The 12,600-nt window shown below is 68.7% G+C and carries 11 protein-coding genes; 8 read left to right on the top strand and 3 right to left on the bottom strand.

The features are described 5' to 3' along the window. The first annotated feature begins 116 nt into the window (after positions 1 to 116). The 6 genes from EIZ45_RS16690 to EIZ45_RS16665 all read left to right on the top strand — a co-directional run bounded on the left by EIZ45_RS16690 (position 117) and on the right by EIZ45_RS16665 (position 4,577). Positions 117 to 1,292, top strand: coding sequence for a sensor histidine kinase (locus EIZ45_RS16690; protein WP_043840181.1), 1,176 nt, complete (start codon positions 117 to 119; stop codon positions 1,290 to 1,292). Further along, positions 1,289 to 1,906, top strand: coding sequence for a response regulator transcription factor (locus EIZ45_RS16685; RefSeq protein WP_134663545.1), 618 nt, complete (start codon positions 1,289 to 1,291; stop codon positions 1,904 to 1,906). Before EIZ45_RS16690 ends, EIZ45_RS16685 begins: the two co-directional genes overlap by 4 nt. Before the next feature lie 75 nt (positions 1,907 to 1,981). Continuing rightward, complete coding sequence (locus EIZ45_RS16680) at positions 1,982 to 2,359, top strand: hypothetical protein (protein ID WP_043840179.1); 378 nt, start codon at positions 1,982 to 1,984, stop codon at positions 2,357 to 2,359. 101 nt (positions 2,360 to 2,460) lie between these two features. Continuing rightward, positions 2,461 to 3,417 (top strand): hypothetical protein, encoded by a 957-nt coding sequence (locus EIZ45_RS16675; RefSeq protein WP_043840177.1) that lies wholly within the window; start codon positions 2,461 to 2,463, stop codon positions 3,415 to 3,417. 142 nt (positions 3,418 to 3,559) lie between these two features. Next, entirely contained in the window at positions 3,560 to 4,156 is a 597-nt protein-coding gene (locus tag EIZ45_RS16670; RefSeq protein WP_037815060.1) for a GNAT family N-acetyltransferase, read from the top strand. A gap of 49 nt (positions 4,157 to 4,205) precedes the next feature. Then, positions 4,206 to 4,577: a VOC family protein gene (locus EIZ45_RS16665; protein WP_134663544.1), complete on the top strand. Its 372-nt coding sequence runs from the start codon at positions 4,206 to 4,208 to the stop codon at positions 4,575 to 4,577. On the opposite strand, the gene EIZ45_RS16660 is transcribed toward EIZ45_RS16665, so the two are convergent. Next, entirely contained in the window at positions 4,466 to 5,689 is a 1,224-nt protein-coding gene (locus tag EIZ45_RS16660) for a cytochrome P450 (RefSeq protein ID WP_240690662.1), read from the bottom strand. The two genes, EIZ45_RS16665 and EIZ45_RS16660, sit on opposite strands and share 112 nt — an antisense overlap. 91 nt (positions 5,690 to 5,780) lie before the next feature. Further along, positions 5,781 to 6,326 (bottom strand): winged helix-turn-helix domain-containing protein, encoded by a 546-nt coding sequence (locus EIZ45_RS16655; protein ID WP_205669959.1) that lies wholly within the window; start codon positions 6,324 to 6,326, stop codon positions 5,781 to 5,783. Positions 6,327 to 6,392: 66 nt separating this feature from the next. Here EIZ45_RS16655 and EIZ45_RS16650 point away from each other — a divergent pair, with 66 nt between their 5' ends. Both EIZ45_RS16650 and EIZ45_RS16645 read left to right on the top strand, forming a co-directional pair. After that, entirely contained in the window at positions 6,393 to 7,736 is a 1,344-nt protein-coding gene (locus tag EIZ45_RS16650; protein WP_240690661.1) for a M20/M25/M40 family metallo-hydrolase, read from the top strand. An 87-nt stretch (positions 7,737 to 7,823) separates the two neighbouring features. Continuing rightward, positions 7,824 to 9,113 (top strand): MFS transporter, encoded by a 1,290-nt coding sequence (locus EIZ45_RS16645; RefSeq protein ID WP_134663541.1) that lies wholly within the window; start codon positions 7,824 to 7,826, stop codon positions 9,111 to 9,113. A 79-nt stretch (positions 9,114 to 9,192) separates the two neighbouring features. On the opposite strand, the gene EIZ45_RS16640 is transcribed toward EIZ45_RS16645, so the two are convergent. Beyond that, on the bottom strand, positions 9,193 to 12,162 hold the full coding sequence (locus tag EIZ45_RS16640; protein ID WP_134663540.1) for a right-handed parallel beta-helix repeat-containing protein: 2,970 nt from the start codon (positions 12,160 to 12,162) through the stop codon (positions 9,193 to 9,195). Positions 12,163 to 12,600: the final 438 nt, after the last annotated feature.

Here is a 12,600-nt window from a genome sequence, read left to right as displayed (position 1 = left end):
ACATCGCGCCGCGGACGGTCTCCCGGGAATCGATGGGTGCACTCGCCGCTCAACCTTTCGATTGATGCGGATTCCGCCCGGGACCCGGACAATCGGCGGGGGAGGTAGCCGCTTTCGTGAACCCGCACACCCTCGACCGGCCGTTGCGCGTGCTGCGCGTCTGCCTGCACCTCCTGCTCGCCGGGCTGCTGGTGCTCGCCGTCGCGCGCGCGTTCGCCGACGGGGCGCCGCACGCGCCCGCGGTGCTGGCGGGCGCGTTGGTGATGGGCGGCGTCTACACCGCGGGCCCGCTGCTGCCTCGCGTCGGCCGGTTGCCGGGCGCGACGGCCGGGTGGCTGGCCGTATTGGGCGTCGCGTGGCTCGTGCTGCTGTGGCTCACGCCCGACGGGGTGTGGCTGGCTTTCCCGCTGTACTTCCTGCAAATGCACCTGCTGCCGACGCGCTGGGGCCCGGCCGTCGTCGCGCTGACCACGGTGCTGGCGATCGCCGGTTTCACGCGCCACCAAGGCGGATTCAGCGTCGGCGTGATCATCGGCCCGGCGCTCGGGGCGGCGGTCGCGATCGCCACCGTGCTCGGCTACCAGGTGCTCTACCGCGAAAGCGAGCAACGGCGGCAGCTCATCGAGGAGCTCCGCGAGACCCGCAACGACCTCGCCGCGATGGAACACTCCGCGGGCGTGCTAGCCGAACGGGAACGCCTCGCGCGGGAAATCCACGACACGCTGGCACAGGGTCTTTCGAGCATCCACCTGCTGCTCCGCGCCGCCGAACGCGCGCTGCCGGACCGTCCCGACGCCGCGGTCCCGCACGTCACGCAAGCCCGGCAAGCCGCCCAGGACAACCTCACCGAAGCCCGCCGCCTCGTCTACGCACTGGCCCCGGTGGAACTGGAAGGCGCGTCCTTGCCCGCAGCCCTGGAACGCCTGTGCGCGACCACGCAACAGCGTTCCGGCCTGACTGTCCACTTTCACCTCAGCGGCGCCCCGTTCGACGTGCCGACCGCGTACGAGGTCGCGTTGCTGCGGATCGCCCAGTCGGCGCTGGCCAACACCGTCCGGCACGCGGCGGCCGGCCGCGCCGAGCTGACCTTGAGTTACATGGACACGAGCATCACCCTGGACGCCGTGGACGACGGCATCGGCTTCGACCCGCAGGAAGTGCGCGGCGGCAGCGGCTTCGGCCTGCCCGCGATGCGCGCCCGCGCCCGCTCCCTCGGCGGCTCGTGGACGGTGGAATCGTCGCCCGGCAACGGCACCGCGCTGGCCGTGAGCTTCCCCGTGGACCCGCGATGATCCGCCTCCTGCTGGCCGACGACCACCCCGTCGTCCGCGCCGGATTGCGCGCCGTCCTGGAAACCGAACCGGACCTGGAAGTCGTCGCCGAAGCGTCCTCCGCCGAAGAGGCCGTGCGGCTGGCGGCAGGCGTGGACGTCGTGCTGATGGACCTCCAATTCGGCTCCGGAATGCACGGCTCCGAAGCAACCGCGGCGATTACTGCGGCGGCCGACGCGCCGAAAGTGCTGGTCCTGACGACGTACGACACCGACGGCGACATCCTGGCCGCGATCGAAGCAGGCGCGACCGGATACCTGCTGAAGGACGCCCCGCCGGAAGACCTCGCCGCCGCGGTGCGCAACGCCGCCACCGGACAGACCGTGTTGGCCCCCGCGGTCGCGCACCGGCTGATGAACCGCATGCGCACCCCGGCGGCCGCGTTGTCCCCGCGGGAAATCGAAGTGCTGGGTCTGGTCGCGGACGGATTGTCGAACCTGGAGATCAGCAAACGGCTGTTTTTGAGCCAGGCGACGGTGAAATCGCATCTGGTGCACATTTACACGAAGCTCGGGGTGGATTCCCGGACCGCTGCGGTGGCGGCGGGGAAGGCGCAGGGGCTGATCCGCCGCTGACGCGTACCGCTTCGGACCTGGCCCGCCCGCCTGCGACCGGACGACAATGGCTCCCGTCGAATCGAGGGAGGCGTCGTGAAGGAACACTGGAAAGACGAACCGGACGAGCACGATTATCCGGCGGCATCCGACTATCTCACGCTGGTCGCGCCCGAGGACATCGCGACCCGTCTGGTCGATCAGCTGAAAGACGCGAAACTGACGCACCGCAAAGCGAAAGACATCCTCCGGGCCAGCAAGCTGAAGCTTCTCCCGGAGGACAACGCGCACGTCGCGAAGGACCTCGAGAAGGTCAAGGACGGCAAAGCGCTCTCGCCGGTCCTGCTCGTCCGCGGGCACGGCCACCCCGGGTTCGAGACGGCCGACGACCTGGTGATCGCGGACGGTTACCACCGCGTGTGCGCTTCGTATCATCTCGACGAGAATGCCGACATTCCGTGCAAAGTGATTTAACCCGCTTGGATTCCGAAATGATTGCGAAGCCCGGCCGCTCGTAACGCCTGCTCGCGGTTGTCGATCTTTCGATGCGAGATCGACGAGACAGGCGGGGGCACGTGGACGAGCACGACATCGAGAGCCATCCGGACCTGATGGACCCGGATTGGCAGCGGCACGCCGAGAAGGAAGCCTGGACCGGCCTGCGCCGCGGCCGCCGCCGCGCGCGTCAGCGCAGGTTGGCCGCCATCTGGGGCGCGGTGGTGATCGTCGTGGCGGCGGCGGGGTTCTACCTGTGGAAGCAGGGGGCGAGCCCGGAGGACGTCGCCGGGAGCACTCCCGCCGCGCCCGTGCCGACCACCACCGCGCCCGCGCCGACCGATCTCCCGGACTCCGGGCACGTCGACCTGACCTGGCCGTTCCTCAACACCCCGGCGCAGAACTGGCCCGAGGGCATCGCCGGGCTGAAGATCCCGGCTCCGGCGAAGGCCGGCTCGTTCTCCGCGAAGCAGGTCGGGGCGGCGCAGGAGCAGGTCAAGCACGCGGTCGAGGTCGCGCAGTTCGACAAGAACGTCCTCGAAGGGCATCACCCTGAGGCGTTTCTCGGTCTCTTCGCCCCGGATGCGCGGGCGGGTCTCCAGGCCGATCTGCAGTCCTACGCGGTCTACCTGGAGGAGGGCTATCACCTCCTGCCCGTGCAGCCGAGGATGACCGGGAAGATGACCTTGCGGCCGGGCGAGGCGGGGGAGTTGTACCTGCACGTTTCGTACGTCGTGGCCTACGCCTTCGATCCCGGCAGCCGACCCGTCGAGGGCCCGGGCGACCCGGAGCCGTTCGTGCGGACCGACGCCGACTACATCGTGCGCAGCGGCTCGGCCTGGGCGCCCGGCAGCCGCGGCCTGTGGATGGGCGAGACCGGCGGGTACTCCACCGAGGTCTCGTGCGTCGCGGCCAAGAAGCTGCTGCTCGCCCCGGCGTTCGCCGACCCGGATTTCACCGGGCCTTCGCTGAAGCCCGACCCCGGGCAGTTCGATCCGGAGAAACCCGCTCCGGTGAAGGGAAACTGCAAGGAGTGACGGGTCCGGGCGCCGATCGGGGATTCTCTGAAACCCGCCCGGACGCGGCCCGGTACCATCACTCCCGATGATCACGAATGCGTCTCGGCGGCCCCGGTCCGGCGCCGTCGCCCCGTGGCGGGTCGACGAGGTCGGACGGAAGGTGCGGCTGCGCGAGGTCCGCCCCGGCGACCAGCGCACCCTCGCCGGATTCGACCGGGACTCGGTCCGGGCGCGCGATCCGCAGGTCGGCGGCTACCGGCACTGGGCGACGCACCGCGGGCACTCCTCCCCGGACGGCTTCCACTTCGCGATCGAGACCCTGCACAACCGGACGCTGGTCGGCTCCGTGTGGGTCGAAACGGACCCGTTCTCCGGCCGGTTCAGCTACGGCGTCGGCATCGGCCCGCAGCACCGTCGCTGCGGTTACGCCGCCGACGCGGTCGCGCTGCTGCTGGCGTTCATGTTCGAACGGTGCCGGTACCGGGCGTGCGAGGTGAGCGTCAACGGCAGCAACTTCGCCTCGCTGGCGCTGCACGGCGAGCTGGGCTTCCGGGAAGAGGGCCGGCTCCGCGACGCCGAGTTGCTCCGCGGGGAGGTCAAGTACCCCGTTCTGATGAGCATCACCGCCGAACAGTTCGCGGAGCGTCACGTGGCACTGGAAGCTCGCGACTCCGGCCGGTCCTCGTCGCGCGGACGGCACTGGCGAGTCCAACGCCCCGGACGGCACCGCCGCATCGCCTACTCCGCCGGCAGCTAGCTCCCCTTTCTCCAAGACCCGCGCCCGGCGGATCTGCGACGCTCACCGGGTGATCAACCGCATCATCGCCTACTCCGAAGGCATCGACGACGCCGCGACCCGCGACTTCTACGTCCACGTCCTCGGACTCGACGTCGCCATGGACCATCCCGCGCTCGGCCTCCGCAGCAGCGACAACCCGGCCGCGCAGGTGCTCGTCCTCCCGCCCGGAAGCACCGACCCCGTCCCTCGCTGGGGCATCGATCTCGGCACCCCCGAGGCAGTCGACGCAGCCCACGCCGAGTCGGTCCGGCGCGGGCTGCGGGTGGTTTATCCGTTGACCGACGAATCGTGGGGCGTGCGACGGTTTTTCGTCGAGGATCCAGGCGGCAATGTGGTCAACGTGCTCGCCCACGTGACGGGCAGTTCGCGCACCGAGTAGAAGATCGCGTTCTCCTTGAACTCCAAGCGATCCAGCGGCACCGCCAGCGCCAGCGTCGGCACCCGTCGCCGCAACGTCGAGTACGCGACCTGCAACTCCACCCGCGCCAGCGGCGCACCCAGACAGAGGTGCCGCCCGTAGCCGAACGCGACGTGGTGCCGGGCGGACCGGTGGAGGTCGAAGGAATCGGGATCCGGAAAGGCCAGCGGATCCCGATTCGCGGTGCTCTTCACCGCGATGATGCCCTCGCCCGCGCGGATCACCTGCCCGCCGATTTCAAGATCCGCCAAGGCGACGCGACGCGCTTCGGTGTGCGTGATCGACAAGTAGCGCAACAATTCCTCCACCGGATCCGCCGCATCGTGGAACTGCTCCGGATGCGTCAACAACACGGCCGTGCCTAACGCGATCATGGCCGCGGTGGTGTCGTGGCCCGCCACCAGCAGAAGCTGCCCCAGCACCGCGATCTCGCGCGGAGCCATCGCGGGAGCCAGTTTGCCGAGCAAGCCCGGCCCGGCGGATTTCGTGGCGACGAGGTCTTCCAGATACGCATTCAGCTCTTCGCTGGCAGCCACGGCACGCGCCGGGTCCGGGTCGTCCATGACGAGTGTGCGGGCCACTCCCTGAAAGAAGTCGCGATCCGCGTAAGGGACGCCGAGCAGTTCGCAGATCACCAACGAGGGCAGCGGCATCGCGAACGCCTCGACCAAATCGGCCGGATTCGGCCCCGCGAGCATTCCGTCAAGAAGGTCGTCCACCAACTCTTGAATACGCGGCCGCAACGCCGCCATTTTCCGGACGGTGAATTCCGAGGCGAGCATCCGCCGCTGAACGGTGTGCTCCGGCGGGTCCATCTGCATCAGAGTCTTCATCCGCGCGTCCCGGGCCTTGCTGACCGCGTTGGTGTGCGGAAAACCAGGCTGCGCGACATCGACGCTGACGCGCGGATCCGCAAGCACGGCACGGACATCGGCATACCGGGTGATCAGCCAGGGCTCGCTGCCGTCCCACAGCCGCACCCGCGACACCGGTGGCCGCGCCGTCAATCCAGGGGCGGGGGCGAAGGGGCATCCAGCCGCCCGCGCCATCGGGAAGGTTTCGCTGCCGGTCATGCCAGCTCCTCACGGTCGAGTGCGTTTCGGAGCTGAAGCATGGCTGCGCGGGGGAGCCCGGTAATCAGACAAAAGGGATGTGACGTGCGCCTCAGTCTTCGGCGATATCCGGCTCTCCGGGGCGTTCGACCACGCTCCACAGGAACGAATGCCTCCGCCCGGCCGGTTCCTCGCGCGCGACGAACTCGTCCAGCAGTGCGTCCAATCGCGACTGCAGTTCGGCCGCGGCCTCGTCGCTCAGCCGGACCACGCCGCGGCGGGTTTGCTGGATCGACGTGGGGTCGGCTTCGAGCATTTCGGCTCGGTGGGCGTCCAGGGTCGCCAGTTCGACGCGTGCGGTCAGTGCCGGATCGCCTGCTTGGTCGAGGTCGAGGTGCCAGGTCCGCCGCGTCGTCCGGTAGGGGCGTTCCCAGGCACCGAGGTCGCTCCGGCGGGCCGGTTCGGCGACCAGGAAACCGGCTTCGGCGAGTGCGTGGACCCGGCGCAGGACGGTCGCCGGCGACTCCTGCAGCCGCTTCGCCAGTTGCTGGTTCGTCCACGCGGAATCCAGGCACAGCCGCAGAATCCGCCAGCTCAGCGGGTGTGCGAGCGCGCGGAGGTCGTCGGCGGTCGCTTGGCGCGGGAGACGGTCGTCCATTGACAGCAGCTTAGCCGATTTGCTTCGATGGCATCGATATCAGAAAGTGAAATCACTGGAGGTCGGGTGCGCCGCATCGAGTCGTACGTCGAGCAGTACCGGGAGCGGCACGAGGCGGAGCTGGCCGAGTGGATCGCCGTCCCGAGCGTGAGCGCCACCGGCGAGGGCATGGCGGAGGCGGCGGAGTTCGCGTGCGAGTTGCTGCGGCGCAGCGGGCTCGAAGCGCGGCGGGTCGAGACCGGCGGCTGGCCGTTGGTGGTGGGCCGCGCCGACGGGCCGCCCGGATCGCTGCACGTGGTGATCTACGGCCATTACGACGTCCAGCCCGCCGGACCGCTCGCGGCCTGGGAAAGCCCGCCGTTCGAGGCGAGCGTCCGGGACGGCCGGATGTACGGGCGCGGCACGGGGGACAACAAGGGGCAGCACCTCGCGCAACTGCTTGCCTTGCGCGCGCTCGCCGAGACCGGCGAACTGCCGTGCAGCGTGACCGTTCTGCTCGACGGCGAGGAAGAAATCGGCAGCCCGAACCTGGAATCCGCGCTCGCTGGCCTGCGCGACGAGTGGGACGCGGATCTGGTGCTGTGGAGCGACGGTCCGGTGCACGACAGCGGCGAGCCGACGGTCAGCCTCGGCGTGCGTGGTGCGGTCCGGTTCGAGATCCGGGTGCACGGTGCACCGGCCGCGCTGCATTCGGGGAACTGGGGCGGGGTCGCGCCGAATCCGGCGTGGGAACTGGTGTGGCTGCTGTCGACGATGCGCTCGCCCGAAGGCGAGGTGCTGGTGAAGGGAATCGCGGATGGCATGGTTCCGCTGAGCCCGTCGGAACGGGACGCGCTGGACGCGCTCCCGGTCGACGTTCCCGCCGCGCTCGCCGAGGTCGGGCTGGACCGGATGGACGTGCCCGACGGCGTCGGGTTCAACGACCGCCTGGCTTCGCCTACCTTCAGCATCAACTCGCTGTCCTGTTTGGACGAAGGTGACCACCGCACGGTCATTCCGGCCGTCGCGGTCGCCCGCTGCGACATCCGGACGGTCGGTGGCCAGCGCGCCACGACGGTCATCGAGGCGTTGCGCGCACACCTCGCCGAACACCTTCCGCACGCCGAACTGCACGTACCGGGCGGGCGGATGGAAGCGTCCCGGACGCTGCCGGAATCGCCTTACACCGCGGTGATCGCCGACGCGGTCAGCGCGGCCGCCGGCCGTCCGGCGGTGCTGGTGCCCGCGATGGGCGGGAGCCTGCCGATCGCCGCGCTGTCCGACGGCCTCGGCCTGCCCTGTTACGGAATCCCGCTCGCCAACGTCGACGAGCACAACCACGGCCCCAACGAGAATTTCGAACTCGCCCGGTTCCACGCCGGAATCACCACCGCCGAGAATGTCCTGCTCGAATTGGGCAAGCTTCGCTGAATTCCCCGCGCACATGGTTGGTCCGGGCCGGTGTGCCCGGAACCGCGCTTCACCAATGACGCCGAACGCACCGCCCCGGAGGCGACCATGTCGATCCCTGCTCCCGATTCCCCTGCCGTCAGAACCGAAAACGCCCCCTCGCCGCGCTCGTCCCGGATCGTGCTCGCGGCCACGATCGGCAACACCCTGGAATGGTTCAGCCTCGGGGCCTACACGCTGTTCGCCGACGTCCTCGCGAAACAATTCTTTCCCGCGACGGATCCGGCGGTCTCGCTGATGCTGGCTTTCGCCAGTGTCGCGGTCGCGTATTTGATCCGCCCGTTCGGCGGGATGATCCTCGGCTCCTACGCCGACCGCGCGGGCCGCAAAGCCGCGCTGGTGTGGTCGATCCGGATCATGGCCGTGGCCTCGCTGCTGATCGCGATCATGCCGAACTACGCGACGATCGGCATCGCGGCCCCGATCGGCCTGGTGTTCGCCAACCTGCTGCAGGGCTTCTCCGCGGGCGGCGAATTCGGCAGCGCGACCGCGTATCTGGTGGAGAGCAACCGGAAACGCCGCGGATTCATGGGCAGCTGGGGCGCGGCGAGCCAGGGATTGAGCACGTTGCTGGGCATCGTGTTCGCCGCGGTGCTGAGCGCGGTGCTCACCGAACAGCAGCTCGGATCGTGGGGCTGGCGGATCCCGTTCGCCTTCGGCCTGCTGATCGCGCCGATCGGCTACTACATCCGGCGGCACGTCGAGGAATCCCCGGCGTTCGAGGAGGACGCCGCCGAGGCGCCGCTGCGGGAAGTCCTGCGCTCGCAGAAGACGCGGATCCTGGTCGCGATGGGCGCGATGGCGGTGTCCACCGCGATCAGCTACCTCATCATCTACATGCCGACCTTCGCCATCCGCAACCTCGGACTGCCCAAATCGCTGGCCTTCACCACGACCATCGTCACCCAGATCGTGCTGACCGTCCTCGCCCCGGTCGCCGGGCGCTTGTCGGACCGGACCGGCCGGATCCCGCTGATGGCGGCCGCCTGCTCGGTGATGCTGCTCGCGATCTTCCCGCTGTTCCTCGCGCTGAACAGCCAGCCGACGTTCGCGATGATGACGGCGGTGATGGCCGCGATCGGCCTGGTCAAGGTCTGGTATGTCGGCCCGCTGGGCACGATGATGGCCGATGTCTTCCCGACCCGGACCCGTGCGACCGGATTGTCGGTCAGCTACAACATCACGGCTTCGTTGTTCGGCGGGTTCACGCCGCTGGTGGTGATTTGGCTGATCCAGGTGACGGGGAGCAATCTGGCGCCGAGTTATTACGTGATGGCGTTGGCGGTGCTGAGTCTTGGCGCTCTGGTTTTCGCCCGGCGGCGGTTGCGGGTGCGGTGAGCTTTTGTCCGTTGTGGACTCTCGGTCGGAAGTGCCGTGCGCGCGATGCCAGCGAGGCACCGCGCGCACGGCAGGTCAGCTACGGATGAGTCCGGAAAGCGTCCACGATCAGGTAACTGCCGTTCTTCATCGTGCCGGTAACGGTGTGCACCCCCGGCGGCAGACCGGAGACACTCGCGACTGTCGACTGGTACTGCCGGGTCGGCGTCACGAAACTGACCGTCCGATAAGGCGCACCGTCCAAGGCCAGGTCGACGTCGCCCTCGTCGGTGTTGGTTTCGGAGATGATGTCGATCCCAGTGCCGTAGAATGTCAAACTCCACGAATCGCCGACGTTCTGCGTCGCCCAGATATCGTCGAGATACGAGTTCGCGCCTCCCGCCGAGCTGCCGCGCCAGAGCCATCCCGTCGACGGGGCGCCGGTGTTGGTGTAGACGACGCCGGAAGTGTTGTTGAGCAGCTCCGATTCCCGCGTCTTGGCCAGGCGAACGGTGACATCGGCCTGCCCGCGCCGCACGGTCAGCGTGATCGGCGCACCCGGCGCGAGTTTGTTGTAGCTGAGCCAAAAAGTATTGCGATCATCGGTTACCGGGGTGCCGTTGACAGCGGTGATGTCGTCGCCGGTCCGCAGCCCGTTCTGCGCCGCGTAGCTGCCCTGCGGCACCGACGGCAGGTAGAGGCCGTACGGTTTGGTTAAGCCGAGCGACGACTGGACCGCGAGCGACGGGATGTTGGTAGCGGTGGCGCCCATCAGCATTTCGGGTTGGACGATCATCCCGTTGCTAGGCCCGCCGGAACCGGGGCCGTAAGCGAAGGCCGCCTTGGGCGGAAGCGGCCCGCCCGAGGCGCCGAAGCCGGTCATCGGGAAGTTGGCGTACCCGAGGCCGAGCGCGGGCGAATCGGCGGCGACCGTGAAATCGTAGCTGCCGAGCGGGTCGGCCGCGGCGAACTTCGGGTCGGCGACGCGCGAATGCGGGTCCATGCCGGCGCGGACCCAGGCCGACTGGGGGTTGATCGTGGCGCCGTCCGCGGAGAGTGCTTCGTTGCCGCTGCCGTCGGGGTTGACGTAGACCGGGTAGCTGTCGTTCCAGAAGAGGTTGCGGTCGACGCCGTACTTGGCGGTGGACGGATTGTTCAGCACGTTGTTGTACGCCTGCGGTCCGAGCGTGATGTTGTGCTCGATGACGTCGCCGCAGTCGGAGTGGCTGACCTGTTCGTAGATCGAACCGTCCACGAGCAGGTTGTTCCGCACGGTGCGCTCGTAGCCGTCGCGCAGTTTGATTCCGCCCTTGAGGACGAGATTGTCCAGCAGGCGGAAATTGGACGATCCGTCGTCGAGGTCGATGGCCCAGTCCCCGTCGTGCCAGAACCGGTTGTGCTGGATGGTGATCGGCCGGACGACGTCCAGCTTCATCAGGCTCCGGGCCTGGGCGTCGGTCAGCGCGGTGCCGGTGGATCCTTCGTAACTCGTGCCCGGCGCGAGGGTGTTGTTGCCGGAGCTGGCCCAGAACCGGCCGCGGCCCCACACGTTGACGGACCCGTTGTCCCCGGTTTCCTCGACGCAGTTGAAGAGATCGTTGTTCTTGATGTCGTGTCCGCCCCACGCGCCGTCCTCGATGTTGAGGCACGCGCGCGGGCTGCCGGAGACGGTGTTTCCGTCGACCGTCACGTCCGCGCTCATGGAAATGTTGACGCCGGAGGACTGCTTCTCGAACCGGCCCATGTTCTGCATGAGATTGTTCCGCACGACGATGTCGCGGGGATAGTCGTCGGTCTTCGGCCCTGGCGCGGTGTCGGTGACCGCGACGTTGTCGTAGTAGTTGCCGGAGTAGTCCCGCACCGCGCTCGGCGAGCCGACGATCTGGACGTCCGTGGCGCCGTCGGAGGCGAACTTGTTGTCGCTGATCGTGTTGTGCTTGTTGTAGCTGTCGAGGAAGACGCCGTTGCCGCCGAGCTGGTCGAAGAACGACCCGGTGACTGAGATGTCAGCGGCGTTCTTCAGAGATACCGCGCCCTTGCGGACCACCGCCCAGTCGCCCTTCGCGTCGGCCTCGAAGGGGCTGTCGAAGAGCGTGCGGTGAGTCGCGGTGAAGTGCAGTCCGCGCAGCGTGATGTCGTGGACGGGGTCGGCAGCCGAGGTCCCGGCGAGGGTGATCAGCTGATCCTGCTCGGCGGTTTCGACCGTCGCGGCGGAAAGATCGGTTCCCTCCGGCGGGTAGTAGAGCAGCTGGCCGCTCGTCCGGTCGTAGAACCACTCGCCGGGAGCGTCGAGCTCCTCCTTGACGTTCTCGGCCATCGCCGGACCGACCCGGCCGGGCCCGTTGCCCTTCGTCAGCCCGCAGTCCTGCGGCCGGTTGTTGTCGCCGACGTAGTGCAGAGCGAGCCCGTCGCCGGTGCGTCCGCTGACGGTGAACGAGACGGATCCCCAGTCGCCGCAGTGCATCGCGCGCACCAGCGCGGTCGACGGGTCCGCCCACTTCGCCGATTCCCGTTGAAGGTCGGCCAGCGAGGTCGACCCCTGCAGCCGGGCCGCGCTGGCGTCGTAGTTCGGGTAGCGGGCCAGGATCTGGCGCTGGCCGTTGACGAACAGGCCGTCGAAGTCCAGCCCGGCCGGGAGGGCCGCGGCCATGATCTTGCTGCCGGGCGCGGCGGGCTGCCAGGCCGGACGCAACGACCGGCCGCCGCTGATCGTCACGGCGGCGTCGGTCGCTGGTTGCCAGGTCACGGTGTGGCCGTTGCGCCCGGAGTCCTGCGGGCCCAACGCCAGCGGAGCGGAGAGGTAGTAGGAGCCGCCGGCGAGCTTGACCACGATGTCGCGGTGGTTGCCGACGCCGGTGCCGAGAAGATGCCGGACCCGTTGCTGCGCCTGCGAAAGCGAACACGGACGCGGCTGGGTGCAAGGGTTTCCGGGCGGTGCGTCGGCACCGGGAGCGGCATAGACGGCCATCGGCAGCGGCCCACTCGCGGCGGCTGGCGGGCCGAGGGCGACCGTTCCGCCAAACCCGGCGACGGCGGACAGGACGATGCTCAGAAGGCGGCGGTTGGCCATTCAGGTCCTCCTTGACCAGGCATCGGACGTTCTGTACGCCAGGACATCCGATGTCTAGGAGACTATGCAGGAGGGTGTATCGGTCGTCAAGGAGCTCTCCGGGTGGTGTCCGGATGCAGGTAACTGGCTTTACAGCACGGGTGCGTGCCTGATCGGCGAGGTTGCCGGGAGGACGCGCTAGGCGGACGACGACGGGGTTTACATCTGATCTTTGGGCGGCTTCCGAGTCTCGGTACGCGAGGTCCATCCGGCCGGGTGCCCGGTGGTTGACGGTCTTGCTCCCGGCCGGGAAAGTCCGAAGTGGAGTCTCCCGCGCGACTGCACGTGCGGTCTCTTCGGCGGAGTCGGGAGGGCAGAGGATCGGGCCGCCGGAGCACCTGGCGGGCCGCGGCCGCTATGGTCGGGCGAGGGGCTGCGGCCGGGTACATCGTCGTGCGG

It is taken from the genome of Amycolatopsis sp. CFH S0740, from assembly GCF_004522315.1.
Classification (GTDB): Bacteria; Actinomycetota; Actinomycetes; order Mycobacteriales; family Pseudonocardiaceae; genus Amycolatopsis; species Amycolatopsis nivea.
This window is presented reverse-complemented; position numbering and strand designations above follow the sequence as displayed.

What these genes read in the sequence shown, in the direction of transcription:
- EIZ45_RS16685 (WP_134663545.1), top strand. Translation starts at nt 1,289, where the DNA reads ATGATCCGCCTCCTGCTGGCCGACGACCACCCCGTCGTCCGCGCCGGA.
- EIZ45_RS16660 (WP_240690662.1), bottom strand. Translation starts at nt 5,689, where the DNA reads ATGACCGGCAGCGAAACCTTCCCGATGGCGCGGGCGGCTGGATGCCCC.
- EIZ45_RS16655 (WP_205669959.1), bottom strand. Translation starts at nt 6,326, where the DNA reads ATGGACGACCGTCTCCCGCGCCAAGCGACCGCCGACGACCTCCGCGCG.
- EIZ45_RS16645 (WP_134663541.1), top strand. Translation starts at nt 7,824, where the DNA reads ATGTCGATCCCTGCTCCCGATTCCCCTGCCGTCAGAACCGAAAACGCC.
- EIZ45_RS16640 (WP_134663540.1), bottom strand. Translation starts at nt 12,162, where the DNA reads ATGGCCAACCGCCGCCTTCTGAGCATCGTCCTGTCCGCCGTCGCCGGG.